Source organism: Actinomyces sp. Z5 (assembly GCF_003287795.1).
Classification (GTDB): Bacteria; Actinomycetota; Actinomycetes; order Actinomycetales; family Actinomycetaceae; genus Actinomyces; species Actinomyces glycerinitolerans.
The window spans coordinates 70,337-96,419 of sequence record NZ_QMIN01000077.1 but is presented as its reverse complement, the minus strand read 5'-3'; the positions used below and the strand labels follow the sequence as shown (position 1 = coordinate 96,419).

At 69.1% G+C, this 26,083-nt stretch carries 21 protein-coding genes; 6 read left to right on the top strand and 15 right to left on the bottom strand.

The annotated features are described in order from the left end of the window. Window positions 1-330: 330 nt before the first annotated feature. Genes DRB06_RS11410 through DRB06_RS11400 form a run of 3 tightly spaced genes read left to right on the top strand, consistent with a single transcriptional unit; the run spans window position 331 to window position 3,859 of the window. On the top strand, window positions 331-855 hold the full coding sequence (locus tag DRB06_RS11410; protein ID WP_073330109.1) for a PadR family transcriptional regulator: 525 nt from the start codon (window positions 331-333) through the stop codon (window positions 853-855). Then, window positions 852-1,640: an ABC transporter ATP-binding protein gene (locus tag DRB06_RS11405; protein WP_111820001.1), complete on the top strand. Its 789-nt coding sequence runs from the start codon at window positions 852-854 to the stop codon at window positions 1,638-1,640. The genes DRB06_RS11410 and DRB06_RS11405 overlap by 4 nt, the downstream gene beginning before the upstream one ends. Next, window positions 1,637-3,859, top strand: a complete 2,223-nt coding sequence (locus DRB06_RS11400) for an FtsX-like permease family protein (RefSeq protein ID WP_111820000.1) — start codon at window positions 1,637-1,639, stop codon at window positions 3,857-3,859. Before DRB06_RS11405 ends, DRB06_RS11400 begins: the two co-directional genes overlap by 4 nt. Before the next feature lie 71 nt (window positions 3,860-3,930). Here the strand turns inward: DRB06_RS11400 and DRB06_RS11395 are convergent, their stop codons facing one another. The 4 genes from DRB06_RS11395 to DRB06_RS11380 all read right to left on the bottom strand — a co-directional run bounded on the left by DRB06_RS11395 (window position 3,931) and on the right by DRB06_RS11380 (window position 8,628). Further along, window positions 3,931-5,361: a PTS transporter subunit EIIC gene (locus DRB06_RS11395; RefSeq protein ID WP_111819999.1), complete on the bottom strand. Its 1,431-nt coding sequence runs from the start codon at window positions 5,359-5,361 to the stop codon at window positions 3,931-3,933. Further along, a complete protein-coding gene (locus DRB06_RS11390) occupies window positions 5,361-6,833 on the bottom strand; it encodes a glycoside hydrolase family 1 protein (protein WP_111819998.1) in 1,473 nt (490 codons plus the stop codon). The genes DRB06_RS11395 and DRB06_RS11390 overlap by 1 nt, the downstream gene beginning before the upstream one ends. Window positions 6,834-6,934: 101 nt before the next feature. Further along, window positions 6,935-7,813 (bottom strand): MurR/RpiR family transcriptional regulator, encoded by an 879-nt coding sequence (locus DRB06_RS11385; protein WP_108965838.1) that lies wholly within the window; start codon window positions 7,811-7,813, stop codon window positions 6,935-6,937. Between the two features lie 188 nt (window positions 7,814-8,001). Continuing rightward, a complete protein-coding gene (locus DRB06_RS11380; RefSeq protein ID WP_108965836.1) occupies window positions 8,002-8,628 on the bottom strand; it encodes a DUF4230 domain-containing protein in 627 nt (208 codons plus the stop codon). Between the two features lie 344 nt (window positions 8,629-8,972). Between DRB06_RS11380 and DRB06_RS11375 the strand changes: the two genes are divergently transcribed. Further along, entirely contained in the window at window positions 8,973-9,656 is a 684-nt protein-coding gene (locus DRB06_RS11375; RefSeq protein ID WP_159097616.1) for an HAD family hydrolase, read from the top strand. Window positions 9,657-9,792: 136 nt separating this feature from the next. Here DRB06_RS11375 and DRB06_RS11370 read toward each other — a convergent pair whose 3' ends face one another. Next, window positions 9,793-11,463 (bottom strand): lysine--tRNA ligase, encoded by a 1,671-nt coding sequence (locus DRB06_RS11370; RefSeq protein WP_073330126.1) that lies wholly within the window; start codon window positions 11,461-11,463, stop codon window positions 9,793-9,795. A 231-nt stretch (window positions 11,464-11,694) separates the two neighbouring features. Between DRB06_RS11370 and DRB06_RS16680 the strand changes: the two genes are divergently transcribed. Further along, window positions 11,695-12,630, top strand: coding sequence for a hypothetical protein (locus DRB06_RS16680; RefSeq protein ID WP_234416041.1), 936 nt, complete (start codon window positions 11,695-11,697; stop codon window positions 12,628-12,630). A 315-nt stretch (window positions 12,631-12,945) separates the two neighbouring features. On the opposite strand, the gene panD is transcribed toward DRB06_RS16680, so the two are convergent. From panD to ftsH, 10 genes are all read right to left on the bottom strand, one after another. Beyond that, window positions 12,946-13,401 (bottom strand): aspartate 1-decarboxylase, encoded by a 456-nt coding sequence (gene panD, locus DRB06_RS11360; protein WP_108965832.1) that lies wholly within the window; start codon window positions 13,399-13,401, stop codon window positions 12,946-12,948. Window positions 13,402-13,511: 110 nt separating this feature from the next. Beyond that, complete coding sequence (locus DRB06_RS16675) at window positions 13,512-15,428, bottom strand: PH domain-containing protein (protein ID WP_258522246.1); 1,917 nt, start codon at window positions 15,426-15,428, stop codon at window positions 13,512-13,514. After that, window positions 15,425-15,946 carry a PH domain-containing protein gene (locus DRB06_RS11345; protein WP_073330132.1) on the bottom strand — a complete coding sequence of 174 codons (522 nt, stop codon included), beginning with the start codon at window positions 15,944-15,946 and terminating at the stop codon, window positions 15,425-15,427. Before DRB06_RS11345 ends, DRB06_RS16675 begins: the two co-directional genes overlap by 4 nt. A gap of 264 nt (window positions 15,947-16,210) precedes the next feature. Next, entirely contained in the window at window positions 16,211-17,197 is a 987-nt protein-coding gene (panC, locus tag DRB06_RS11340) for a pantoate--beta-alanine ligase (protein WP_073330135.1), read from the bottom strand. Between the two features lie 171 nt (window positions 17,198-17,368). Continuing rightward, window positions 17,369-18,367: a Rossmann-like and DUF2520 domain-containing protein gene (locus DRB06_RS11335; protein WP_111819997.1), complete on the bottom strand. Its 999-nt coding sequence runs from the start codon at window positions 18,365-18,367 to the stop codon at window positions 17,369-17,371. Between the two features lie 33 nt (window positions 18,368-18,400). Then, entirely contained in the window at window positions 18,401-18,886 is a 486-nt protein-coding gene (locus DRB06_RS11330) for a DUF3180 family protein (RefSeq protein ID WP_108965822.1), read from the bottom strand. After that, window positions 18,886-20,724 (bottom strand): 2-amino-4-hydroxy-6-hydroxymethyldihydropteridine diphosphokinase, encoded by a 1,839-nt coding sequence (gene folK / locus DRB06_RS11325; RefSeq protein ID WP_111819996.1) that lies wholly within the window; start codon window positions 20,722-20,724, stop codon window positions 18,886-18,888. Before folK ends, DRB06_RS11330 begins: the two co-directional genes overlap by 1 nt. After that, a complete protein-coding gene (gene folP, locus DRB06_RS11320) occupies window positions 20,721-21,602 on the bottom strand; it encodes a dihydropteroate synthase (RefSeq protein ID WP_395994450.1) in 882 nt (293 codons plus the stop codon). Before folP ends, folK begins: the two co-directional genes overlap by 4 nt. Window positions 21,603-21,711: 109 nt before the next feature. Further along, the gene (folE, locus tag DRB06_RS11315) at window positions 21,712-22,284 is read right to left on the bottom strand and encodes a GTP cyclohydrolase I FolE (RefSeq protein ID WP_073330150.1); all 573 of its coding nucleotides are present in this window, start codon (window positions 22,282-22,284) and stop codon (window positions 21,712-21,714) included. After that, window positions 22,281-24,482 carry an ATP-dependent zinc metalloprotease FtsH gene (gene ftsH, locus DRB06_RS11310; protein WP_111819995.1) on the bottom strand — a complete coding sequence of 734 codons (2,202 nt, stop codon included), beginning with the start codon at window positions 24,480-24,482 and terminating at the stop codon, window positions 22,281-22,283. Before ftsH ends, folE begins: the two co-directional genes overlap by 4 nt. Before the next feature lie 385 nt (window positions 24,483-24,867). On the opposite strand from ftsH, the gene DRB06_RS11305 reads away from it, so the two are divergent. Next, window positions 24,868-26,055, top strand: a complete 1,188-nt coding sequence (locus DRB06_RS11305) for a hypothetical protein (protein ID WP_108965816.1) — start codon at window positions 24,868-24,870, stop codon at window positions 26,053-26,055. Window positions 26,056-26,083: the final 28 nt, after the last annotated feature.

Here is a 26,083-nt window from a genome sequence, read left to right as displayed (position 1 = left end):
CCACCGCCTACAACATCGTCCGCACCACCACCTACCTCACCGACCAAGCCGAAACCCAACAAGGACACTAAACACACCAACACCGCCACTCGAACCTGGCAGCCCAGCCGCCGAAACTGTCCAAGAACGGCACAAACGCCACCCGGACTTGAGTCGCTGGGCAGGAAAACCGCGTAATTTCGGCGATCCGCAAGACGCGTGACGGCCATCCGCGGACGTTCATGCCGATTCCGGACACTTTGCCCAACCGAGTTCCAGCTAGTGAGCGTCCAACCGACTCCACACCCCATCTACACACCACAGGTATACCTCGCGTGTATAGTCCGGCTCATGGACACACGCCTCACGCTCCTCGGGCTGCTCAGCACCGGCCCCGGCTACGGATACGACCTCAAGACGCACTGGGACCGCTGGTTCGCCGGCACCAAGCCTCTCGCCTTCGGCCAGGTCTACGCCACCCTCGCCCGCCTGTTGCGTGACGGCCTCATCGTCCAGCTCGGGGCCGAAACCGGCGCCGGCCCGGAACGCAAGCGCTACGAGATCACCGAAACCGGGCGCGCCGCCGTGGAGGAGTGGATTCGCAGCCCCGAGGTCCCCTCCGACTCCATCCAGGCCGACCTGTTCGCCAAGACCATCATCGCCATCCTGCTCGACGACGACGCCGAGCACCTCCTGGACCTGCAACGCGCCGCCCACACCCAGCGCATGCGGGAGCTCACCCGCCGCAAGGAGGGGGCCGACCTGCACACGATCCTCATTGCCGACCACGCCCTGTTCCACCTGGAGGCGGACCTGCGCTGGATCGACCTGACCGCCGCCCGCTTGAACGAGCTGCGCCGGGAGGTCCGGGCATGAGCACCACACCCTCCGCCCCGAATGCTTCGGCCGCCCCAGCCGCTTCACCCACGCCCTCCCCCGCCTCGGCACCCGAGGTGATCGTGCGGGCGCGCGGACTGAAACTCGCCTTCGGCGCCACCCGCGCACTGCGCGGCATCGACCTCGACATCGCCACGGACGAGGTCCTGGCCATCACCGGCCCCTCCGGCTCGGGCAAGTCCACGCTCCTGCACGTGCTGGCGGGAGTGCTGACGCCCGACGCCGGCAGCGTGCTCTACGGCGGCCGCGACGTCGCCGCCCTGAACGAGACCGACCGCGCCCGCCTGCGCCTGGCCGAGTTCGGCTTCATCTTCCAGTTCGGTCAGCTCCTGCCGGACCTGTCGGCGCTGGACAACGTGACACTGCCACTGCTGCTGGCGGGCGCCTCGCGCCGGGAGGCCCTTACACGCGCCCACGCCCAACTGGCGGCCCTCGACCTGGGCGACCACGAACGCAAACTGCCCACCCAGCTCTCGGGCGGGCAGGCCCAACGCGTCGCGGTCGCCCGCGCCCTGGTCACCTCGCCGCGCATCCTGTTCGCCGACGAGCCCACCGGTTCCCTGGACTCCCTGGCCGCCGAACAGACAATGGGCGCCCTACTCAAGGCCGCGCGTGCGGCGCACTCCGCCCTGGTGATCGTCACTCACGACGCCCGCATCGCCGCCTACGCCGACCGCGAGGTGATCATCCGCGACGGGCGCGTCAGCCTCAACAACGGCCTGCTCGCCGCAGCCCGGCCCGACGGCGAGGAGCAGACACGATGAGCACGCTCCCCCTTGCCCGCCTGGTCGTGGCCGGAGACCGCGCCGCTCGCCGCCGTCTTGCGGGTATTACGGCGGGCGTCATGATCGGCGTCGCACTCTTCCTGCTGCTGGCCGCCGCCGCCCAGGCCTTCGGGCAGCGCTCCGAGCGCTCCACCTGGGCCGAACTGATGCTGACAAACCCGGGGGTGGTGCAGCAACTTGAGGAGGACACAGTCTTAACGCCGGAGACGGCCGCCGCCGTATCAGCCACCGACCATTACGAGGATCGCCTGATCACCATCCTGATGGTCGCCACCACACCGGACACCCGGGTGCGGATCCCCGGCTCCGACGTCGTCCCCCGCCCGGGCCAGTACCTCGCCTCCCCCGCCCTTGCCGAACTCATCGATGCCGTGCCCGCCGACCAGCTGGGCGAGCGCTACGGCGAGCGCGTGGGAGTCCTGTCCGACGACGCCATCGAGGGGCCGGACTCCCTGGTGCTGGTGCTCGGGGTGGAACAGTCACGCGTGCTGGAGTGGGAGGGTATGAGCGATCCCCAAGTGGTCACCGAGTTCATCGGCTACGACTACGCCTCCGCGGCGTACCGGATCGTTGCCCTCATCGGGGCGATCGCCGTGCTCATTCCGGTGCTGCTGCTGATCGCCATCGTCACCGGTCTCGGCGCGGCACAACGCGCCGAGCGCTTCGCCACCCTACGTCTGATCGGCGCCACTCCCGGGCGGGTGGCGCGGATTGCCGCGGCGGAGACCGCCGTGACGGCCCTGCTGGGAGCAATGCTCGGCGTCGTCCTATACCTCCTCCTCATCCCGCTGGCGGCGCGCCTTGAGATCGGCTCCTCGACCTTCTTCCCACGCGATCTGCTGACCTCGCCGGGAGTCATCGGCGCGACCGTCGTCGCCGTCCCCCTGATGGCGGCGGCGGTGACCTGGTGGACGACGCTGCGGGCCGACGTCGGCCCCTTGGGCGCCTCCCGCGAGCGCCGCGAGCGCCCGCCGCGGCTGCGCTCCCTCCTGCCCCTGCTGCTGGGCCTGGCGGGACTGACGACGGTGCGCATTCTCACCAGCGCCGTCGAATCCGGCTCGGGGTGGGCCGCCGCCATGCCCACTGGCCAACTGCTGGTGGCCTCATTCGTGCTGACCATGCTGGGACTGCTGTGGGCCGGCCCCCTGCTGACCTCATGGGCTGCTCGCCTGGCGCAACGCCGCGCCCGCAATGCGGCGCAGGTGATCGGCCTGGGCAGGATGGTCCAACATCCCCGGGCGACCTTCCGCGCCGTCGGCGGCCTCGTCGTCGCCGTGTACGCGGTGACTTTGTTCGCAGTCGCCATCACCGCCGCGGCCGGCATCCCGGAGCTGCACCAGGGCCGCGGCTACCTGGCGCCGACGACGCTGTACACGCTGCCCGAGCTCGACGCCGCGACCGAGCTCGAGCAGGTGGCGAACCGGATCGCGCAGGTCGAGGGCGTGACTGCCGTAGCCGTCGCCCCCGACGCATCGGGCGATTCCGAGGACGCCTCCATGCGGCTGGCGCTGCGGACGGAGGACGCCCGCGCCCTGGGCGCTTTCGACGCCGATTCCCCGGGGGCGGTCGAGGACTCTGAGTGGGTCAGCGTCGGGTGGGACTGGCTCCTCAACGAGGCCGCCGATCCGCGGCCGTATACCGCTCCCGAGGCCGATGCCGCAGCCATGCTGCTGGTCGCGACCGACGGCGAAGCGGCCTCGGTGGAGCGCGCCCGCACCGCCATGGTGAACTCGGCACCGGGAGTGATCAACCAATACCCGATCTCACGCGTCGACAATGTGGTCACCTCCGCCTCCGCGTTGGAGAACCAGTTCGCGGCCCTGGGCTATATCGGCATCCTCATCGCCGCGGGGGTGTCGGCGGCGGCGCTGGCGGTATCCACCGTCTCCTCTCTACTGGCGCGGCGCCGGGTACTGTCCCTGCTGCGCCTGGTGGGGATGCCCCAGCGGACGCTGCGGCATGCGGTCGCCTGGGAGATGCTGCTTCCCGTGGTCACCGTGCTGGCTTTGAGCATTGGCGCGGCGGTGTACACGGCGTGGGTCGTCATCGTCGGTACCTCGTCGCGGGGAGTCGGCTGGCCTGCGGGCTCCTACTACGTGGTGCTCGGCGCATGCCTGGCGCTGGTCGGCGTCGCCGTGTTGGCGAGCACGCGGGCGGCGGCCCGGATGGTCGCCTCCGCGACGGTCCGGTTCGAATAGGGCCGGGCCCGACGGCGCCGGAGCCCGCCCGTGGTGGGTGGCTCCGGCGCCGTCGTCGATGATGTCGGCGCTCATCCCGCCTGCGGAGCCCGTGCCTTCTCCCCGGTTCCGAGCAGCCATGCCGCGGTGAAGGCGACCGCCGCCGAGAAGACTGCCACCCCGATCGCCCCGTAGAAGTTCGACATTGAGCCGTCGGCGGGGATGTAGGCGGGCAGTGAGGCGAAGCTCGGGCTGGCGATGACGTACTGGGTGGTGCCCAGCAGACCGGCCAGCAGCCCTCCGGCGCCACCGCCGATGACGGCGGCGATCAACGGGCGGCGCAGCGGGAACAGCACGCCGTAGACGCCGGGTTCGGTGATGCCCAGCAGGCCGGTGATGCCGGCGGAGATCGCCACGGACTTCGTCTTCACCTCCCGGGATCTGAGTCCCACGGCGAGGCAGGCGGCACCCACGGACACGTTCGCCGCCAGCATCCCGGCCATCACCAGTGGATCGCCGCCCACTTCTGCCAGGAGGGCAAAGACGACCGGATACAGAGCGTTGTTCATGCCGAAGAACACCAGGAATGGCGTCGTCGCCCCGATGACGAGCACGGCCAGCGGCGGTGCGGCGTCGTACACCGTCGTGACCCCACTCGCCAGCCAGCCGCCGAGCACGTTGCCTATCGGTCCCAGCGCCAGCAGCGTCACCGGGACCGTCACCAGCATGGTCAACAACGGTAGGAACACCGCGCGCAGCGCCCCGGGCAGAATGCGTCCAAATCCGCGGTACACCAGGCTCATGAACAGCACGCCCAGAATGATCGGGAACACCGTGGTGTTGTAGGTGACCTGGGCTACCGGGAGTCCCACGAAGGTCAGCCCCTCCGCCCCGTTGATCGTCTCAAACAGCAGGACCGTGCCGAGGAAGGCACCCAGGTAGCCATCCACATTCAGCTTTCGTGCCGCGCTGAAACCGATGAACACGGGCAGGAAGTAGAAGGCGGCCTGGTTGACGGCGTAGAACACCTGGTAGGTGCCGGAGGTGTCGGCGACGTGGAAGAAGTTCGTCAGCACCGTCAGCACGGCCCCGGTCAGGCCGCCCGCGATCAGCACTGGGATGACCGGCGAGAACGTGCCCCCGATGAAGTCCAGGACGGTGGTCATCCAGCCGCGCCGTCCCTGCTCCCCCGCCTCGACGCTCCCCGCGGAGTGCTGGGCGTCCTCCGCCGCGGCCTGTTCGTCGACAACGCCGCCGGCGGATTCGAAGTCGCCGAGCTGCACGAACTCGTGGTACAGATCCGTCGCATCCGGGCCGATCACGATCTGATACTGGCCGTTGCGCTTGACCAGCCCCAGCACCCCGTCACGGCCAGAAATAGCGGCCTCATCGATCTTCGACGGATCTCTTGCCGTCAGGCGCAGACGCGTGTAGCAGTGAGCCGCCGCCAAGATATTTGCCTCGCCGCCCATGTATTCAATCAGGTCCCGGCTGAGCGCAATACGGTCTTCCTTGATCCCCATCAGTTGCTCATCTCCTTACCCCACTGCGTCGCCCCGGAGGCGATGAATGACTGGTACCAGTAGAAGGAGTCCTTGGGAATGCGGGTCAGGGCCAAGGTGGAGACGTCGCCTGTCGCCTTCTGCTCCTCGTCGGTCGTGTCGATGAAAACGAAGCCGTACCGCTTCGCCATTCCATTGCCGGTGGAAAGCAGATCGGTGAAGGTCCACGCGTTGTAGCCGAATACTTCCACGCCGTCCTCGATGGCCAAGCCGATCTGGTAGAGGTTGTCTCGGATGTAGTTCAGGCGCTGCGGGTCATGGACCTTCCCGTCGGAACTCTTGGACTCGTGGGCACCGAAACCGTTCTCGGTGATAACCATCGGCAGCCGATAGTGGTCCCAGAGGTAGCGCAGGGCGTAGCGCATCGCAACCGGGTCGATCTCCCAGTCCCAATCGGTGTACTCGACGTAGGGGTTGCGGGTGAGCGCGTACTGGCCGGGAACCACCGGGAAAGTGAGCTCCCCCTTATTACCGGACGCGTTCAACAGGTAGTCCTGCGCCTCGGCGTCGGCCGGGGCGTGCCTGGCGGTATTGGACCGGTAGCAGTTGACTGCGAGGAAGTCGCTCTTCGCCCGTTTCATCGTCTCGATGTCGCCCGGCCGGATATCCGGGTCGATGTCGTGGTTACGCCAATAGTTGTACAAGAAGGGCGAGTAGTCTCCGTAGGCGTAGGTGTCGCACCAGATCTTCTCGGTGAACTCCTCCGCGTTCATTGCGGCGATCTGGTCCTCGGGGCGGCAGGTCTCGGGGTAGATCGGCACATACCCGGGAACCGGGCCGATCTTGCCTCCGGCCACGAGCTCATGACAGAGATTGACCGCCACGGCGTGGCAGAGGTTCATGATGTGGTTGATCTTCCATTTGTCACGGAACCAGTCCTCGACGCCCTTGGATACGCCCAGCCAGTCGCCGTAGCAGATCTGCATGTTCTGCTCGTTGATACTGAGCCAGTACTTGACACGATCACCGAAGGCTTCGAAGCAGGTACGCGCGTAGTGTTCGAAGGCCGGGATGACGTCTCGAGACCGCCAGCCGCCCAGCTCCTCTTCGACCCAAACCGGCATGTCGTAGTGGTACAGGGTGACGATTGGAGTGATGCCAGCCGCCAACAGCTCGTCGATGAGGCCGTTGTAGAAGGCGATGCCGTCGGGATTCACAGCGCCGTCGGCGGCCGGGATGATCCGCGGCCAGGCGATCGAAAAGCGGTAGCTGGTCAGACCGCACTCCTTCATGAGCGCGACATCCTCGGCATAACGGTGGTAGTGGTCCGCGGTGAACTTGTTGTCGACGAACGGGGCCTTCTTCTGCGAGTTGAGGTCGATGATCGCCGGAGTGCGACCGTCCTCGGTGGTCGCCCCCTCAACCTGCCAGGCGGCACTGGAGGCGCCGAATAAGAAGCCCTCGGGAAAGCGAGGATTCCAGTCGTAGTGCATATGCCATCTCCTTTGAAGTGCACCAGCGTGGTGGTACTTCAAAGTTAGAAGCGGCCCGCCCGGCCACGGGGTTCATATTCTGAACCCAAGCGTCGAAGCGATCAGTCCAGCACACCGTCATCGGGATGCCAACCGGGTTCGAGCGAGCGCCGAACCGGCTCCGAGGCGAGATAGCGTCGCGTGTACTGGCTGTAGACCAGATCGAAGAACACACTCACCCCGTACTTTGAGTACACGCTTCTGCGTCCTTGGAGATCCTCGCGACTGAGGTAGATGACCCGGTCGAATAAGCGGTGCAGCTCCGCCGAGCGGTTGGTGGTCAGTACAACGGTGCGTGCACGTAACGTTCGCAGTTGTTTAGAAGCGGCCTTGGCGTAGTTGCCCGTCACCGACACGACCACGACGAGGTCCTCCCGGCATAGGCCGTCCAACACCACGGGATCCCCGGAGCCCTCGGTCAGGACGTGCAGAAGCTTGCCGCCGTAGAGCATCGCCTGCTGGAACTCCCGCACACTCATGGATGAGAAGTCGGAGGCAAGACACGCCACCTCGCGCGCCCGGTGTAGATCCTCCACGAACTCCCGCACACTCCGGGAGGCGGCGACGTCACGAATTTCAGAGAGCATGCGGATGATGTGAGCCGACAGGTTGGCATCGAATCCAGGCTCGTTCGCGTAGTCGACGAAGTACCGCCAGTGCAGCTGCCATTCATAGGCGGCCGCCTTGACCCCCGTGAAGGTCTCGAAGCCGATCGCCTGGCAGAAGCGGCGGATGCTCGACCGCGAGATGGCGCACTCCTCGGCGACCTCGTAAACGTTCAGACGGGGCAGGTCATCGAAGTGCTCCAGCAGGTATTTGGACAACACATAGCCGGGCGAACCCACCTCGGACGCATTGAAGGCGCCAAGCAGCGCGTTGAGCAGGCTGAAATGCTTGAGCGAGAAGTGATCCCCGTATTCGGGACGATCTACCGTCAGCACACCTTCCTCCCGTCCTGCGCACCCCGAGTGGGAGAATAGCCATCAATCCAGCAGGAAACCGTACTCCAGACCCCACGCACGCCCCGTGCACAGCGAGAGACCATGGGGATGACGCCGCCATAGCGAAGCCGAACAAACCCGAGTCGCACACGGACGATCAGCCATTGCTCACCGGCCCTTCACCAGAATCACTCGGACCACTCGACACTGACCGTGTAGTCGCTTCGGTCCGTTCCGGCGAGCATACTCTCAACATGTGAGGTGAGCAGCTCCTCGGCTCGTATCCTGGCCTTGTCCAGCACGCCGCCGTCGATGGCCACCTGCTGGACATTGGCCTCCTCCGCAGCCAGGAAGGTCGTGACATCATCAACATCCAGCTGGTTGACGAGGCTGAAGGACTGATCGTAGGTGTGCACGATCGCCGGATCGATCGTAGAGGACAGAATCTCAACGGCGGGAGCGTTGAGTTCAACGAACTTGCTCTGGTCATCGATCTCGATACTGACGGCGGAGAAGTCGGCGATGCCGGCCTTGACCGTACCGTTGTAGGTGATGAGGAAGGAGCCACCGGTGAGCGGAACATCCCAGGCCAGTATCTTGTTGCCGCTCTCGGAGTACTTACCGACGTTGGTGAAGTTGTACTCCTCCGTGGCCAGTTCGGCGATATCTTCGAACGATGCGGCAATCGTCGTCGAATCCATGGTCGGCTTACCCACCCCGAGCACCCCTGCCCAGGCGAGGCCGCCAAAGGCGGCGCCTATCACGGCGATGCCCGCAACCAGAGACAGCACGCCCTTCACGATGCGCTTCTTCATTGACAACTCCTGAACGACAAGACCGGGCCCGGTGGGGAACCGGGCTAGAGGCGCCGCCTCCAACCCGAATGCTCACCCCATCCTCCAGTCCATGCAACCAGAAAGTTTAACTGTGACATACAACTTGGTAGGCACACAATGGAGGATCCGCGACCACACTGCCCCCGAGCAAGCCAAAGCCGCCGCACACGGACGACTCGCCGAAACACTCCCGTCCGCGGGACGAGGGCTCCGGCGTCGCAGAGAAACTGGCCTGGCGATCTCACCAACTGACTTCGATACCTACAAGTATGTGTGCCGCACACGCACCGAAATCCGCCACGGCTCAATCGGAGGATCGCCCTATGACCGGCACAGTTATTGTCTTTGACATCGACGGGACGCTCATGGACCACAGGGCGGCGGCAGACGCAGGCCTGGACAGTTATCTTCGCCTGATAGGGGCCGAGCCCACGCCGTCGCTGCACAACACCTGGATTCGAGCAGAACGGAAGCACTTCACGGCATGGCGAGAAGGGGAGCTGAGTTTCACCGAGCAGCGACGCCTACGCATGGCGGACCTGCTCAAAGCACTGGGGAAGACCGTCGGCGGCGAAGCGCAACTGGACCAGCTCTTCGATTCCTACCTGGCAGAGTACGAACGCGCCTGGCGGGCCTACCCTGACGCACCGCCGTGTTTGGAGGAGCTGCGCGACCGCGGCTTCAAGCTCGCGGTGCTCAGTAACGGCGATGCTCGGCAGCAAGACCTGAAACTTGAGCGGATCGGCGTCCGCAAGTTCTTCTCCTGCGTGCTCACCTCCGACTCCTTGGGAGCCGCAAAACCTCACCGGGAGGCATTCGACCGGGCAGCCGAGGTGTTGAACGCACCGAGTGCGGAACTCACATACATCGGCGACGACGTCGAAGTCGACGTGCTCGGTGCACGCGCCGCCGGCTGGCAGGCATTCCACCTGGACCGGTTCGACACCGGCCATTTCCAGCCCTGCGTCAAATCACTGAGTGAACTGCCAGCGCTCCTTGACCGGTAACGCCGACAGAAGTGAACCCGCTCCCGGGCATGACCTGACCGGCTGCTGCTAGGCCCCTAGGCGCGGCGTGACCGAACCGGGGGAGGCGCGTTTCGCCGTCGTCGTCGGGCGGGCCGACTAGACCTGCCCGGCCAACTCAGCCGCGCCGCACCAGGGGGAAGGTGATGGTCTCGCGGATGCCCTGACCGGTCAGGGCCATGAGCAGCCGGTCCACCCCCATGCCCATGCCGCCGCAGGGCGGGAAGCCCTGCTCCATGGCCACCAGGAAGTCCTCGTCCAGGACCATGGCCTCGGGGTCGCCCTTGGCTGCGGCCAGCGCCTGCGCCTCGAAGCGCTCGCGCTGGACGACCGGGTCGGCCAGCTCGGAGTAGGCGGTGGCGGTCTCGGTGCCGCGAATGTACAGGTCCCACTTCTCGGTGAGCCCCGGGCGGGAGCGGTGGTAGCGGGTCAGCGGGGAGGTGTCCTCGGGGAAGTCGTAGACGAAGGTCGGCTCCCACAGGTCGTTGCCGACCGTCTCCTCGAAGATGTCCTCCACGATCTTGCCGGCCACGGCGTAGTCGTCGACCTCCAGGCCGAGCCGCTCCGCGATCCGGACCAGCTGCTCGCGCGGGGTGGCGACGGTGATCTCCTCCCCCACCGCCTCGGATACGGAGGTGTACAGGTCGAGCCGGCGCCACTGGCCGGACAGGTCGTACTCGGTGCCGTCGGCCAGGCGCACGATCTCCTCGCCCTCGCTCAGGTCGAAGGCGTCGCGGGCCGCCTGCTGCACCAGGTTCTGGGTCAGCTCGGCCATGCCGTTGTAGTCGGAGTAGGCCTCGTAGGCCTCCAGGACCGCGAACTCCGGGGAGTGGGAGGAGTCCATGCCCTCGTTGCGGAAAACCCGGCCGATCTCGAACACCCGGTCGACGCCGCCTACGACGGCACGCTTGAGGTAGATCTCCGTGGCGATGCGCAGGTACAGGTCCATGTCCAGTGCGTTCATGTGCGTGATGAACGGCCGTGCGGCGGCGCCGCCGTGAATCGCCTGCAGCACCGGCGTCTCCAGTTCGACGTAGTCGCGCCCGTAGAAGTTCTCCCGCAGGCTGCGCACCACGGCGGCCCGGGTGCGCACCATGTCGCGGGCGGCCGGGCGCGTGAGCAGGTCCAGCTCCCGACGGCGCACCCGTTGCTCCTCCGAGAGGGTCACCGCCTCTCCGGCCTCATTGGTCCAAGTCTTGGGCAGAGGCCGCAGCGCCTTGGAGGCGATGCGCCAGGCCGGGGTCGCGATGGCGTCGTCACCAAGTTCGGCCAGGGCGGCGGGGTCGGCGTCCGCGCGCAGCTCCGGCTCCGCGAAGACGGACAACTCCCCGCGCCGGGAGGCACCTACGTGCCCGTGGACGAACAGGTGATCGCCGAGGTCAACGTCGGTCTTGAAGGCGGCGAGGCTCGAGTGACCCGCGCCCGGCAGCGACTTGGCCGACAGCATCGCCTGGAGAGTCTCGCCTGCGCCGTCCTGCAGGGTGACGAAGCAAAGACGGCCGGTGTTGCGCAGGAACACGACGCGTCCCGCGACGCCGACGACATCGCTTGTCTCCTCGCCGGCCTGGAGGTGGCCGTAGCGCTCACGCACGGCGGAGATCGTGGTGGTCAGCGGCACGGAAACCGGGTACGGCTCCCAACCCTCCTCGCGCAGGCGGTCGCGCTTATCGGACCTGATCCGGAACTGGTCGCCCGACGATGGAGCGGCCTGCCGGGGTTCGGGCCGAGATGCGCCCGGCTCGGCGGCCTGCGGCGCGGAAGTCTGCTGGTTGTCGAGGGCTTCACTCACGCGCGCGAGTGTAACCGCTGGCCGTACAGGGCTCATATCCGGCCGGACGTCATCTCCACCAGCGTTGACCGGGCCCGACCCCAGAACGTTCCCGAGCCCGTCCCGAACATCCACCGACCTATCCTCAGGGGCATCCACAGGTAGCAGCGGCAGACCACTCCGTGCGCGAGTTATCCACAGGCAGGCGACCGGGGCTACACGAGTCGACGGGTGCAAGGCCATTATTCCTTCATGGACCTCGAAGTCGAGCTATTGCTGGAACGCGTCACGGCACTGCACGGTGCGGCGTATGACGATGAGGTCGTTCGCGGTGCGGAGGATAAGCGCATCATCGAAGCCGCCCTCGCCGCCGAGCTGCTCTACCGCCCCATACCGCGATTCCTTGCGATCCCGGGAACAGATCCACGCATTGTCAAGTGCAGACAGTTTCGAGCGCACCTGACCTGCGCGAGCGCCGCCGAGGTACTCGGCTACCCCATGTGGAACAAGCCTGAATCCCTACACCTGGCGGTTCCAAGAAACCACAGCATGCGGCCCAGCACTTACCGGGATCTGGATACCGTAACGCTGCATCGCAAGACCCAGATCACACCGCTGACAGTGGACGATTTCCCAGTTGTGTCCCCGGCGGAGATAGTCGCCTGCTGCCTGGTGTGCCTCGACGAACTCGATGCCATATGCGTCGCGGACGCGGCCCTCAACCGCGGCGACACTTCGACGGAGGAGATCTCGGAACTGTTGACTGGACGATACGCAGCAAAAGGGCGACAGCGCCTGATGCTCACAGACCCCGCCTCCCGCTCACCTCTGGAAACTCGCACTCGGCTCGCATTGCGGCATATCGGCTTAGCCGTCGAAACAGGCGTAACCATTGAGGGCGTCGGCGAGGTCGACATGCTGGTGCAGAACTGGCTCATCGTTGAGACGGATGGCTGGGAGTTCCATTCATCCAACGAACAGTTCACGCAAGATCGCCGGCGCGACCAGGAGGCGCTCGCGGGCGGTTACGTTGCCGTCCGCCTCACCGGACAGGATGTGGCAGCCGGAGAGGACCACATTCGGAGCGTCGTTGCGCGGGCATTCCTCGGCGTTGCACACTCGAGCCGACTGGCTCTCCCAGAAAACCCCGGAATCATGCGGAATCTTCGCAAGGCCGCACAAGCGTGATGAGCTTCCAGTGTGCAGCGAGACCTCCGCTGCACACTGGAGGGTGGTCAGACAACCGCGCGGTCCACCGACCAATTGGAGTTTTTCGTTGCTATTCCACCATTGCGCCAGCTCCCACCCGGCGTAGGAGATTAGCCGTTGCGTGCAACACCGCGCTCGCTCAGACGCAAAGCTGCCCTTCGCTTTATGCTCCGCAGCCACAAGATCAGCCGTGGCACTCGACGGGAGATTCGGCGCCGTATGCACCGTTAGTTGTCGTCGGGAAGCGAGGCTGGGGCATCGGCTCAACTTGCCCAACCGTGGACACTGCGCAGTTCAGCCGCGCACCGCAGCGAGCGGCAGGCCGGAGGACCGCAGTCCCTGCATCCGGGCCACGTCGGAGTCCGCGGGAACCTGCCCGGGCTCGGTGCCGCGTTCGACGATGCGGTTGTCCGCGTCCACGAACACCACGTGCGGCAGGTAGGTGCGCGCCTCGTCATCGCTCAGTTGGGAGTAGCCGATGAGAATGACGATGTCGCCCGGGTCCACCAGGTGAGCGGCGGCGCCGTTGATGCAGATCTCGCCCGCGCCACGCTCGCCGGGGATGACGTAGGTGGACAGGCGGTTGCCGTTGGTGCAGTCGCAGATGTCCACCCGCTCGCCGGGCAGCAGATCGGCTGCTTCGAGCAGATCCGCGTCCACGGTGATGGAGCCGACGTAGTCGAGGTCGGCCTGCGTCACGGTGGCGCGGTGGATCTTGGACGTCATCATCGTCCGAGTGCGAGTGCTCATCGCATATAAGCGTAGACGCCCCGGGATCGACCGCCGCAGTGTCGTGACAGAGAAGACAGCGTGACGAGGACGACGGGCCCTGGACACAGCGCCCGTCGTCCGTGACCGCTTCAACCGATCTCAGCGGCGCGGGCGAGCCAGCGGTCCAGACGCTCCTGCTGGCGGCGCCGCAGCGCCCGCTCGGAGATGACGCGTTCAATGGCGGCGGCATCATTCAGGTCCAGGTTGCTCAAGGAGCGTCCGATCTCCGCATCCACCATGTCCAGATGCAGCGCAGCCAGGCCGCGCCGCCGCGCGCAGGGCCCCTGCACCAGCCGCAGCGACTGGATCCGCTCGTAGGGGATCACGCTGATGCGCCGCCGCCACCGGCCGAGCCGCAGCACCACGCAGGTGTCGGTCAGCGCAATCGCTTCGCGCCGCCACGCCAGCGGTGAGAACAGACGTCCGCGGGGACTGATACGGATGAAGCCGCGTCCCGGATCCTCTACCGCGAGGTGTGTATCCCCCACCCCGTCCTGATCCTGCCCGGTCAGGGCAGATTCCAGGAAGGCGTCGGGATCGGCCACACCCAGGTCGGGCGCCACCAGCCACAGCGCCCGCAGAGCCGTCTCCCGCCGCCCCACCGGCAGCAGCACGTTCGCCCCGGTGTCCTCCACCGCGGAAGACTTGACCTCGGCGGCGGCGCGCCCGGCCACGCTAACCTGCACCCGCCACCAGTCGGGCCGACGCCACAGCACCCCTTGCTCAATCTGAACGCCATGGACTCGACCGGGCGGGAGTGTGGAGGAGGTTTCCGATGTGAGTCCGAAGCTGGCCCGGATGCCTGCGGGCGTGGCCGCGGCGCGGAAGTGCCAGCCCTTGTCCAACCGGTTCCAGACGTAACCGCCGAAGGCCAGCGGCACGGCCAGCAGCGGCAACACGCTTGAGGAGAGCACCGCAAGCGCACCCTCCTTGCCGAAGGCCCCGCCGACCACAAGCGACACCACCAACCCGATGCATCCCAGCAGTAGGGCCAGCACCGCAATCGTCGCGCCGGAGAGCAGTATCGAACCGATCAGGATGCGCGGCTCCACGGCGTACAGGTCGCGCTCGCCGCCCCGCAGGCGCGCGTCTCCGATCAGCGGTGCGGCCGCGGCGTCCTCGAATCCGCGGGGCACCGACCGGCCCGCCGCGGCTCCCTCGCGTTGTTCCCCGCCAACGGCGGGCGCTTCCCCGGGTACGCGCCCCGGCTCCCCGGAGGCACGCATCCCGCGCTCCGCCGAACCCGGCCCCGCCGCCCCGTCGGGGTCAACGAGGCGACTGCGCGGCACCGCATCCCCATACGGTTCGCCGACCTCGCCAAGCCGCTCCATCCCCGGGCCCGCAGTCGCATTCGGCTCCACCGCCTCACCCTCGCCGTACAGCTGGGCTCCGGCCGCCAGCGACAGGATCCGATCGCGCAGCTCCTCCAGCTCGCCCGTCCGCAGGAATCCGATCAGTACGTGCGAATCGCTGCCACCGGCCACCTCCACCCTCAGCCGGCCCAGGCCGAAGATGCGGCCGAGCAGCGGGTGGACGATGTCAACGGACTGGATGCGCGGCAGGCGCGCGGTGCGCAACTGGCGGTTGAGAACCCCCGTGCGCAGGTAGACGGCGTCGCGGTCGACGGCGAATGCGCGCAGCCGCCATGACAGCCACAAGCCCAGGCCGATCACCACGACCACACCGAGGACAGCCAGTGCCGCCCCCAGAATCAGCCGCGGCGATACACGCGCCTGTACCTCTTGTAGCGCTGAATAGGCGTCGCCCACGTACTCAACGTTCTGCCAGACCAGGATGGCCAGTACGGCGGTGATGCCCTTCCACCCTTCTAGAAGCGGGGTAATGGGGTGCACCCGGGACCACTTGGCGTCGGGTGGGAGGGTGATACCGCGTTCCTGGGTGGTCGGGTTCAGGTCATCGCGCCGACGCCGATCGCCGGGCCCGGGCGGGACGGTGGCTGCCCGTGGCGCGCCGGGGTCGCCGGATGTGGCCGGATGCGTGCTCATAGTCCGGCCATCCTCTGCTCGCCGCGTTCGGACAGGACCCGACGGAGGCTCTCGGCCTCGGCAACGGGCAGTCCGTTAATGGTCGCGTCCGTGGAGGCCGACGCCGTATGCAGCTTCACCTCCGCGATGCCCAGGTGCCGCCCCAACGGCCCCTGGGAGGTGTCCACGAACTGCATGCGTCCGTAGGGAATCACGCTGATTCTGCGGAACATAATGCCCTTGCGCCACAGCAGGTGGTCGTCCGCCATGGCGTACCCCATGGCCCGCACCTGTCGCGGGATGATCCACAACTCCCACACCATGCCGACGGCAACCACCGCCGCGCCGGCATAGAACCAACGGCTGGCCAGCATGCCCGCGATCATCAGGCCGAGCAGACACACGCCATCGAGGATCAGGTTGGGCACGAGCCGGGCGGTGATCAGGCGTGGGGAGACGGGACGGAACTCGACGCCGACGGGGGCGAAGGGATCGGCCGCGAGCGGCGTGACCTCGGACGGTGGGACGGAGGGGATCATGGCGGCTCCTGAAGGTCGTTCGCGGCGAGCATCGCAGGCGCCCCCGGCGCACGCATCCTCCTGCGGTAGGAGCCCTGCGGAACCCGGCAGTCCGTTTCGGCGCGGGCTCGGGTGCCTGCACTTTCGGCTGCCGGTCCTGTACCGGCGGTACTCCGTTTCGGCGCGGGCTCGGGGCTCGATGTCCGCGCCACGCCGACGCCACTCATCCCGGAGCGTCCTCGCGCCCCGGTCGATGCCCAGCCCTCCGCCGCGCTCAGTCCGGCCTCAGGGCAGGTCGATCAGCGTGTTGTCGATAAGCCGGGTGCTGCCGACGCGGGCGGCGACGGCGAGCAGCCCCTGGGACGACCGCGCACCGTCCGCCGCACTGCCCACTTGCGCGGAGTCCACAGGCTGATTGCGCGTCTCCAGGCCGAGCCCGGCCCCGGCCAGGTCGACGAAGGAATCCGGGTCGACGACGGCGACGTAGTCGACCTCCACGCCCGCCTCGGCGTCGAGCACCTGCTGGGCGGCCGCGCGCACCGCGGCGGCGTCGGCGCCGGTACGGGCGGCAGCACGCCCGGCCTCCAGCGCCCGCGACAAAGCGAGCGCGTGCCCGCGTTCGGCGTCGGACAGGTAGGCGTTGCGTGAGCTCATGGCCAGGCCGTCGGTCTCGCGGCGGATGTCGACGGGGACGATCTCAACCGGGACCGCCAGGTCGCGCACCATGGCCTTGACGACGGCGAGCTGCTGGGCGTCCTTGCGGCCGAACATGGCCCAGCGCGGTGCGGTCAGGTGCATCAGGGACAGCACCACCTGGCACACGCCGGCGAAGTGGGTCGGGCGGATGCGTCCCTCCAGGACGGTTGCCAGCGGACCGGGGTCGATGCGCACCTGCGGGTCGCCGTAGGGGTACATGACCTCGGGGGTGGGGGCGAAGACCACCAGTCGCCCCACCGCGAGCGCGCCGTCCGCACCTGTCAGGACGGCGGCCAGGCCGTCCAGGTCCGCCTCCAGGGTGCGCGGGTAGGCGTCCAGGTCCTCCCCGGGCGCGAACTGCAGCGGGTTGACGAAGATGGTGACGACGACGGTGCCGTCTGCCCCGACGTGGCGGGCGGCCTCGCGCACAAGATCGAAGTGGCCCTGGTGGAGGGCGCCCATGGTCATGACGACGGCGCGGGGGGCGTCGTCGCCGGCCAGGGCGGAGGCGAGTTCTTCGCGGGTGCGGGCCAGGGCGGTGCGGGCGGGAGTGTCCGGGGAGGTTGAGGCGGTCATGGAACCAACGCTAGATGATCCGCTCCGAGCGCAGTCACCAGGTTCGCCGGTTGGCCGAATAACGACCGGGAACGCCCGGCGCCAGGAGCGCGCGGCTGAGGCCGCTTCAACCGAGCGCGATATGCAAGTTCTGCCGACCTCAACGAGGACGACGCGGCGGGCCGGGGCGGGTTAGTCGGCGGGACTGGTGTTGGAGTCCCTGCCGGGTTCTGCCGGAGGGGCCGCGAGGGCTTCGCGCAGGGCGCGCACCTGCTGCTCCCCGAGTGCCCCGGTGGCCTCGCGGCGCTGCAACGTCGCCTCCGCCAGCACCCGGTAGGTGGCGACGACGTCGTCCAGCGGTCGACCATTCGCGTCGCGCAGCGCGGCCAGCGCCTCCAGGTGGGTACGCACCGTGCCGGCGTCGCCGCGCGCCACGGGTCCGGTCAGTCCGGCTTCACCCTCCCGCAGGGCGCGGTCGAGCGCGGTGGACAGCAGTGGGGTGAGGGTGGCGGCCCCGTCCTCGACGCCGGCGGCGGCCAGGATGCGCACGGCCTGGTTGACCAGCGTGACCAGGTGGTTGGCGCCGTGGGCGAGGGCCGCATGGTAGGCGGGGCGGGACTGCTCCGGCAGTACGAAGGGCTCCCCGCCCAGTTCGACGGCGAGTGCCTGCCCGATCGGCAGCACCGCGGCGGGGGCGGTCACGGCCATGGGGCAGCCGACCAGGCGGGCGACGTCGGTGGAGAAACCGCCGAAGGTCATGGCCGGGTGGATGGCGAGCGGGATGGCGCCGCAGCGGCGGGCGGGCTCGAGCACCGCGGTGCCGTAGGCGCCGGAGGTGTGAACCACCAGTTGGCCGGGCTGCCACCGCTTCAGGTCGGCCAGCCCCTGGACGAGGCCGGCCAGGGCGTCATCAGGGACGGCGAGCAGCACGAGTTCGGCCCGCTCGACGATGTCCTCCACCTCCAGCAGGGGCACGCCGGGCAGCAGCAGTTCGGCGCGTTCGCGTGAGGCCTCGGAGACGGCGTGCACGCCGATGATTTGGTGGTCGACCGAGCGCAGCGCGGAACCGAGTACGGCGCCGACCCGCCCGGCGCTGATGATGCCGACTCCCAGCCTGCCGGGCCGCGGCGGCCGGGTCGGCGGGTTCGGGGTCGGTTCGGGGTCGGCGGGCGTGGCAGGGGTCGTGGGCATGACGCGATGCTCTCACGGCGCGCCGGGGCGGGCCTAGGCGGCGCTGCCGCTCGGGGAGGAGCCGGTGTGCAGGTCATCATCGTCGTCCTCGCCGATGGCGCACCAGTGCTCGACGATCAGGCCGACGCCGATCCACAGCACGCACGCGGCCAGGCAGGCGGCGGCCGACCAGGCCAGGGCGGTCATGGCCGGGGAGTTCAGGTGCATCAGCGCGACGACGAGCCCGCCGCCGTACACTCCGCCAACCACCGCCCCGACCCGGGACGACGCCTGTGCGGCGGCTGCGGTCAGGGCGGCGCCGGTGGGGGTCATCCAGGTGGGCTCATGCTCGCGCAGGCGGCGGACCGCCAGGCCGGCGAGAAGCACAATCGCGGCGATCGCGACGGCGACGGCGGCGCCCCACGGCGTCAACGAGACCGCCCAGCCGCGGTGGCGCAGCATGAGGTCGGAGGCCGCCCAGGCGAGGACGGCCGGCCCGGCGAAGCACGCGAGGACGGTCGTCCAGCGCGTGCGCCGCATCACAGGTCCCGGCCGTTGCGGCCGATGACGTCGTTCCAGGCCGGCGGGGCCGTCCACTCGCCCGCATCGGCACCAGCGGCGTCACCGTCACCGGAGAACCGGGGTGCGGCCGGCGGCTCGGGCTGGTTCTGGTCTGGCTGCGGGGGCACAACCGGCTCCGCCTGGGCGGGTGCGATCGGCTCGGGCCGGGCGGGCTCGACGGGGACCGGCTGCGCCGGTGCGGCGGGCACAACCGGCTGCTGCTGGGCAGCCTGTTCCGGCTCGGCAGGCACTGCGCGTGCGGCCTCTGCCGGGTCCGCATCCGCGGACGGCGCCGCTTCGGGCTCGGCCGGCGCCACGGGCTCCACCGGCGCTGCGCTCTCGGGCGCAACCGCCGCCTCGGGCTCGACCGGCGCCACGGGCTCGGGCTCCGCTTCCGGCGGGGCAACGTACTGCCCGGTCGGCAGGGCGGGCAGGTGGTCGGAGTCGAGCCAGTCGAGGGCGAGCCAGCGCACGCCGTCGCGGTCGGGGGCGGACTCGGCCAGGGCGGCCACGGACTGGTCGCCGATCTCGGCGAAGGGGTCGGCCTGTGCCCAGGGCACCAGCACGAAGGCGCGTTGCGCGGCGCGCGGGTGCGGCAGGGTGAGTTCGGGGTCGGTGGAGGTGACGCCCTCGTAGGTGATGATGTCGGCGTCGAGGGTGCGGGGCCCCTGGGGCCGGGTGCGCACGCGCCCGGCGGCGGCCTCCAGGCCCTGGCAGACGGCCAGCACCTCCCGCGGGGAGAGGGTGGTGGTCGCCAGCACCACGGTGTTGAGGTAGTCGGGCTGCTCCACACCGTCGCTGACGACCGCAGCCGTGCGCGCCAGCGGGGCGACCGTGGTGACGGTAATGCCGTCGGTCTGGCGCAGCGTGTTCACCGCGGTGCGCAGCGAGGGGACGACGCCGCCGACGTTGCCGCCCAAGGCGATGACCAGTTGCACGGGCGCCTGCGGGTGCACGGTGAGCGGGTCGACCGGTGGCTGCGGCGGCACGGGCGCGACGGCGGGCGCCTCCGGGGTGCCGGTCGGCGCCACCGCTGGTGGCTGGGCAACACCGGGCTCCGACGGCGCGACGGGGCCCGCAGACAGCGGGCCTCCCGCCGGTGCGGCCGGCGGCGCGGCAAATGGGGCGGCGGGCACCGGCGGCAGTGGCGTCCCGGCGGCGAGGTCGGGCAACTCGGGGGCGACCGGCGCCTCCGCCGGCACGGCGGGCTGCGCAGCGCCGACCTCAGCCGGCTGGGCCGCCGACTCGACGTGGGGCTGAGCGAGCGGCTCCACCACCGGCCTGGACTCGGCAACCGGCTCTGCGGCGTCGGCGACTGCGCCGGGCTCCGCGGCGGGGGCGGCCGCCGCCAGTGGGGCCGCGGCCGCAGTTGGGACGGCGTTGAATGCGGCCGCGCCGGGCTCCGCGGCCGGCGTCATCTCGGCGGCGGAGTCGGCGTCGCGGGCGATGCTCACGGACACGTCGTCGAAGGCGACGTCCAGGGGCGCCTGGGGCTTGTGGACGGTGACCTCCACGGCGCTTACGCGCGGGAGGGCGAGCACGGCGTCGCTGATGCGCTCGGCGAGCGTCTCCAGCAGGCCGACCGGCTCCCCCTCGATGACGCCGACCACCTCCCGGGCGATGTCCACGTAGTTGACGGCGTCGTCGAGCGAGTCGGTGACGGCCGCGACCGCCGTGCCGCGCTCCCCCAGGAAGACGGTGACGTCGGCGGTGAACAACTGCCCCTCGGTGCGCTCGAAGGGAAGGAGCCCGTGGTAGCCGCGGGCGGACAAACCCGTCAGCACGATCCTGTCGGCGTTGTCGTGGTTGGTACTCATCGGTTTTCCTTCCAGAGGGAAGCAGTGCGGACGGCGTCCCGGTTGGCCGGGACCTCGTGGACTCTGACGGCCCAGGCGCCGGCGGCGGCGGCCAGGGTGGTGGTGGCTACGGTGACGGCGTCGCGCGCGAGCGGGTCGGGGGCGGCCTCGGGGACGGTGGCGGCGGCCAGGAAGCGCTTGCGGGAAGCGCCGATCAGGACCGGGTGCCCCAGGTCGGCCACGAGCTGCCCGGTGGCGGCCAGCAACTGCCAGGACTGTGAGTGAGTCTTGGCGAAGCCCAGGCCCGGGTCAAGCACGATCTGCTCCGGGCGTGCCCCGGCGGTGACCAATTCGTCCAGCCGCGAACGCAGTTCCGCCTCCACCCCGGCGACGACGCCGTCCGGCCCGTAGTCGGTCAGGGCGTCCATGGTCTCGGGGGTGCCGCGCCAGTGCTGGCAGATGTAGACGACGCCCGCCGCGGCGACGACGCGGTGCATGTCGGGGTCGGCGAGCCCGCCGGAGACGTCGTTAATGATGTGGGCGCCGGCGGCGATGGCGGCGTCCGCGGTTTCGGCATGCAGGGTGTCGACGGAGACGACCGCGCCGGCGTCGGCGAGCGCACGGACGACCGGCAGTACACGGTCCTGCTCCTGCGCCACCGTCACCGGAGCGGCACCGGGGCGGGTGGACTCGCCGCCGATGTCGAGTATGTCGGCGCCCTGGGCCAGCAGCTGACGGCCGTGGGCGACGGCGAGCCCGGTGGTATCCCAGCGGCCGCCGTCGGAGAAGGAGTCCGGGGTGACGTTGATGATGCCCATCACCAGGGTCCGACCGGCGGCGGAGGCGGCCGCGAGCGGCTGCGGTAGTGGCGCCGGGGCCGTGATGGGGATCGCGTTCACGCCCCCAGGCTATCGGACGCCGCCCGTTTCCCCAGGATTTCGCGGACACAACCCCGGCACGGCCCCGCCTGGCCTGGCACGCCCGTCCCGACGGGGCGCTGCGTCGGGGTCAGGCGCGGCGGCCCAGTACCAGGCTCATGGCCTCGGAGCGGGTGGCGGCATTGTGCATGACGCCGCGCACCGCGCTGGTGACGGTGTTGGCGCCGGGCTTGTGCACGCCGCGCATGGACATGCACAGGTGCTCGGCCTCGATCACCACGATCACGCCGCGCACGCCCAGGCGCTCCACCATGGCGTCGGCGATCTGCGAGGTGAGGCGCTCCTGCACCTGCGGGCGGCGGGCGTAGCCCTCCACCAGGCGGGCGAGTTTGCTCAGACCCGTGACGCGCCCGTCCTCGCCGGGGATGTAGCCGACGTGGGCGACCCCGTGGAAGGGCAGCAGGTGGTGCTCGCACACCGAGTACAGGGGGATGTCCCGCACCAGCACCATTTCCTGGTGGTCGGCGTCGAAGACGGTCTCCAGGTGGCGGGCCGGGTCGTCCTCCAGGCCGGAGAACATCTCCGCCAGGGCGCGGGCGATCCGGTCGGGAGTGCCCCGCAGTCCCTCGCGGTCGGGGTCCTCCCCGACGGCGACCAGCAGCTCGCGAATGGCATGGCGCACGCCGTCGGCGTCGTAGCTCACCACTGCCTCCAGGAGTCGTGCTGCTCGTCGGAGTCCGGGTTCTGGCCGGCGTCTGTCGGCCGTTCGCCACTCACGCCCTCCGACGGGCCGCCGGCCGTGTCGACGGCGTCGACCGACTCGGACGCGGCCCGGGCGGCCTTGGCGGTGTGGCGATCGGGGGCCTGGGCGGCGGAGGCGAAGGTGGCGGAGACGTCGTCGGTCAGGACCAAGGCGTCGTCGGAGTGCCACAGCGGGCGCTGCGGCTGCTTGATCACGGGGGCGAAGATCCGTTCCAGGTCCTTCTCCAGCAGGGTCTCCTTCTCCAGCAGCTGGGTGGCGAGCTCCTCCAGGATGTCCCGGTTGCGCACCAGGATCTCCCAGGCCTCGCGGTGGGCGGCGTCCATGAGGGCGCGCACCTCGGCGTCGACCGTAGCGGCGACGTCCTCGGAGAAGTCGCGGCTGGTGGCGTTCAGGCCCAGCACCGTCTCGTTCTCGGTGGTGCCCAGGCGCACGGCCCCCACGGAGCGGGTCATGCCGTAGTCGGTGACCATCTTGCGGGCCGTCTCGGTGGCCTTCTCAATGTCGTTGGAGGCGCCCGTGGTGGGGTCGCGGAAGACGATCTCCTCCGCGGCGCGCCCGCCCATGGCGTAGACCAGTTGGTCGAGCAGCTCGTTGCGGGTGGTGGAGTACTTGTCGTCCGCGGGCATGACCATGGTGTAGCCCAGGGCCTTGCCGCGCGGCAGGATGGTGACCTTGGTGACCGGGTCGGAGTAGGCGCTGGCCGCCGCGCACAGGGCGTGGCCGGCCTCGTGGTAGGCGGTGATGGCCTTCTCGTGGTCGTTCATGACGCGGGTGCGCTTCTGCGGGCCGGCGATGACGCGGTCGATGGCCTCGTCCAGGGCCCGGTTGTCGATCAGTTGCGCGTTGGAGCGGGCCGTCAGCAGGGCCGCCTCGTTGAGGACGTTGGCCAGGTCGGCGCCGGTGAAACCGGGGGTGCGCTTGGCCACCTGGTCGAGGTCGACGTCGCGGGTCATGGGCTTGCCCTTGGCGTGTACGCGCAGGATGGCGGCGCGGCCGGCCATGTCCGGGGCCTCCACGGACACCTGCCGATCGAAGCGGCCCGGGCGCAGCAGGGCGGGGTCGAGCACGTCGGGCCGGTTGGTGGCCGCGATGAGGATGACGTTGGTGGTGGCGTCGAAGCCGTCCATCTCCACCAGTAGCTGGTTGAGGGTCTGCTCGCGCTCGTCGTGCCCGCCGCCCATGCCGGACCCGCGGTGGCGGCCGACGGCGTCGATCTCATCTACGAAGATGATGGCGGGGGCGTTCTCCTTGGCCTGGTCGAACAGGTCGCGCACGCGCGAGGCGCCCACGCCGACGAACATCTCCACGAACTCCGAACCGGACATGGAGAAGAAGGGCACGCCGGCCTCGCCGGCCACGGCGCGGGCCAGCAGGGTCTTGCCGGTGCCGGGGGGGCCGTACAGCAGCACGCCCTTGGGGATCTTGGCGCCGACGGCCTGGAACTTCTCCGGCTCGGACAGGAACTCGCGGATCTCCTCGAGTTCCTCGACGGCCTCGTCCTCCCCGGCGACGTCGTCGAAGGTGACGTCGGGCATCTCCTTGCTGCCGACCTTCGCCTTGGAGCGGCCGAAGCCCATGGCACCGTTGCGGCCGCCACCCATGCGGCCGATGAACCACCACATGAAGGCCACGAAGATCACCATCGGCAGCAGCAGCTGCAGCATGGAGGACCACCAGGTGGTGGTGGGGACGACCGAGTTATAGCCGCCGGAGGGATCGGCGGCCTGGACGAGCCGGTTGACCTGCCCGGCCTGCGCCTCCGTGAAGGTGAACTGGACCCGGCGCCCCAGGTTCTGGGAGCTCTCACCCTGCCGGTTGGCCTGGCTGGTGTAGTCCTCGGTGAGGTCGAGCTCCACACGCTGAGTGCCGTCGATCACGGTGATGGATTCGACGGTGTCGGCACTGTCCTGGAGGATCGCCAGCCCCTCGGAGGTGTCGATGGAGCGGTATCCGCTGGCGGAGCTCAACAGGGCCCAGCCCAGCAGGATGAGTAGGACGAAGGGAGCGATCCACAGCAGGGGGTTGCCCAGCGCCGCCCGGCGCCGTCCGCTCCCCGGCTTGGAGCCTCCCTTGTCACCGCCGCGGCCGCTCGGCTTGCTGGAGCGTTCGGTCACGCGGATCTGACCGGAATCGTTCATCGGCGTTTGGTCCCTTCGCACGTCTAACCCCTCTGACGCTAGCGGAAACCGCGCCTGGGTTTCGCCTCCAGCGGCCTCCTGTTCGCGCCGGGCGTGGGCGGGATGCGGTGCGGAAAGCGGCGTATTCCCTGCGCGGGGGGGGGCAACCTGTGCGTTGGCAATGTGTCCAAGTCGAAGGGCGACGCGGGCCGCATCCATTTGACGCAGGCCGGGTCCCGTCATCTAACGTGTCGGTAACATGCACGCCGGGACTCATCCCTGAGACCGGCGCCACACACGCCCGAGCTGCGCCGGTTCGGTCCCTGGCTCCCAGGGCACGGTCCGCATCGCAGCACCCGCCGCTACACGAGCACAGGAGACCCTGACTTTGTCGTCGATCAAATCCATGCACCGATGTGCATCCGCCACCATACGAACCGCCGCTGCCGCCGTCGCACTGGCCGTCGGCGTCGCCCTACCCGCCGCCCCGGCGCTCGCCGCCCCCAGTACCTCAGGCTCGCAGTTCGACACGACCGCCGATCTCATGGCCGCCTCCAACCTGTCCGGCACCGTCTACACCTCGGGCGATGAGACCGCCGACGACGGCGCCGGCATGCGCTTCAACGTCACCAGCACCCTCCCGGACGGCATTGAGGGCAACATCGCCGTTCCGCTGGCGGATGGGACCTGGGCGGTGCCGCAGGACCTGCCCACCGCGCCGACGCGCGCTTCCAACTCCGCCCAGGTCGAGGACCTTATCTCCCGCGGCGAGAGCTTCTATGACGCCGGCGCCACGCTGGTCTGGGACTCCAGCCGACCCACCCCGTTGACCGGCACCGTGGTGCACAGCGCCACGACGGCGCCCTACGGGGTCACGTGCTCCACCTTCGTGAGCATGGTGCTGCTGGGCTGGGACTACACGCACACCACCTACACGGCTGACACCAACACCCAGGTGGGCTACGCCGTCGACTTCGGGGTGGACCCCAGCACCTCCAAGATCTGGCGCGCGAACAACCTGGCCAGCTGGTTCTACGCCCACGGCGACCTGTGGCTGGAGACGAACGACAACTACGAGCGCGGGGACATCCTGTTCTTCTCCGCGCAGAACCCGGAGGGACGCCTCGACGAGGTGCGCAGTGGCGAGGAGGCCACCTACTTCGGCAACGTCTACCACGCCGCCATCTACCTGGGCGACGGCATGCTGCTGCACTCCACGGGCACCGGCACCGGCGTGAACATCACCGCGCTCAACCCCTTGCTGAAGGAGGACCTGTCCTTCGTCGCCCGCCCGGAGTTGACCTCCACCACCGTCAACAACAGCCAGCCCGCCCCCGCCGGCACGGGCAGCGCGGGCGCCCCCGCCTCCGCCACCGACGGTGCGACCACCGGCGCGTCCGGGGACGACGCCAACCCCGGCATTTCCGGGGATGCGTCCGGCGCGCAGCAGGCGCAGACCGGTCAGCAGCGCACAAACACTACGTCGTTCTACTCGGCCTGGTTCGAACGGCACTACCCCGGGCACTACGCCACCGCGACCGCGACGCATGCGACCGCAGCGACGAAGTTCCGCAGCTGGGTCTTCTACGGGTGATGCCTACCGATAGGTAGAGCCCTTGGAT

What these genes read in the sequence shown, in the direction of transcription:
- DRB06_RS11410 (WP_073330109.1), top strand. Translation starts at nt 331, where the DNA reads ATGGACACACGCCTCACGCTCCTCGGGCTGCTCAGCACCGGCCCCGGC.
- DRB06_RS11405 (WP_111820001.1), top strand. Translation starts at nt 852, where the DNA reads ATGAGCACCACACCCTCCGCCCCGAATGCTTCGGCCGCCCCAGCCGCT.
- DRB06_RS11400 (WP_111820000.1), top strand. Translation starts at nt 1,637, where the DNA reads ATGAGCACGCTCCCCCTTGCCCGCCTGGTCGTGGCCGGAGACCGCGCC.
- DRB06_RS11395 (WP_111819999.1), bottom strand. Translation starts at nt 5,361, where the DNA reads ATGGGGATCAAGGAAGACCGTATTGCGCTCAGCCGGGACCTGATTGAA.
- DRB06_RS11390 (WP_111819998.1), bottom strand. Translation starts at nt 6,833, where the DNA reads ATGCACTACGACTGGAATCCTCGCTTTCCCGAGGGCTTCTTATTCGGC.
- DRB06_RS11380 (WP_108965836.1), bottom strand. Translation starts at nt 8,628, where the DNA reads ATGAAGAAGCGCATCGTGAAGGGCGTGCTGTCTCTGGTTGCGGGCATC.
- DRB06_RS11375 (WP_159097616.1), top strand. Translation starts at nt 8,973, where the DNA reads ATGACCGGCACAGTTATTGTCTTTGACATCGACGGGACGCTCATGGAC.
- DRB06_RS16680 (WP_234416041.1), top strand. Translation starts at nt 11,695, where the DNA reads ATGGACCTCGAAGTCGAGCTATTGCTGGAACGCGTCACGGCACTGCAC.
- panD (WP_108965832.1), bottom strand. Translation starts at nt 13,401, where the DNA reads ATGAGCACTCGCACTCGGACGATGATGACGTCCAAGATCCACCGCGCC.
- DRB06_RS16675 (WP_258522246.1), bottom strand. Translation starts at nt 15,428, where the DNA reads ATGAGCACGCATCCGGCCACATCCGGCGACCCCGGCGCGCCACGGGCA.
- DRB06_RS11345 (WP_073330132.1), bottom strand. Translation starts at nt 15,946, where the DNA reads ATGATCCCCTCCGTCCCACCGTCCGAGGTCACGCCGCTCGCGGCCGAT.
- panC (WP_073330135.1), bottom strand. Translation starts at nt 17,197, where the DNA reads ATGACCGCCTCAACCTCCCCGGACACTCCCGCCCGCACCGCCCTGGCC.
- DRB06_RS11335 (WP_111819997.1), bottom strand. Translation starts at nt 18,367, where the DNA reads ATGCCCACGACCCCTGCCACGCCCGCCGACCCCGAACCGACCCCGAAC.
- DRB06_RS11330 (WP_108965822.1), bottom strand. Translation starts at nt 18,886, where the DNA reads ATGCGGCGCACGCGCTGGACGACCGTCCTCGCGTGCTTCGCCGGGCCG.
- folK (WP_111819996.1), bottom strand. Translation starts at nt 20,724, where the DNA reads ATGAGTACCAACCACGACAACGCCGACAGGATCGTGCTGACGGGTTTG.
- ftsH (WP_111819995.1), bottom strand. Translation starts at nt 24,482, where the DNA reads ATGAACGATTCCGGTCAGATCCGCGTGACCGAACGCTCCAGCAAGCCG.
- DRB06_RS11305 (WP_108965816.1), top strand. Translation starts at nt 24,868, where the DNA reads ATGCACCGATGTGCATCCGCCACCATACGAACCGCCGCTGCCGCCGTC.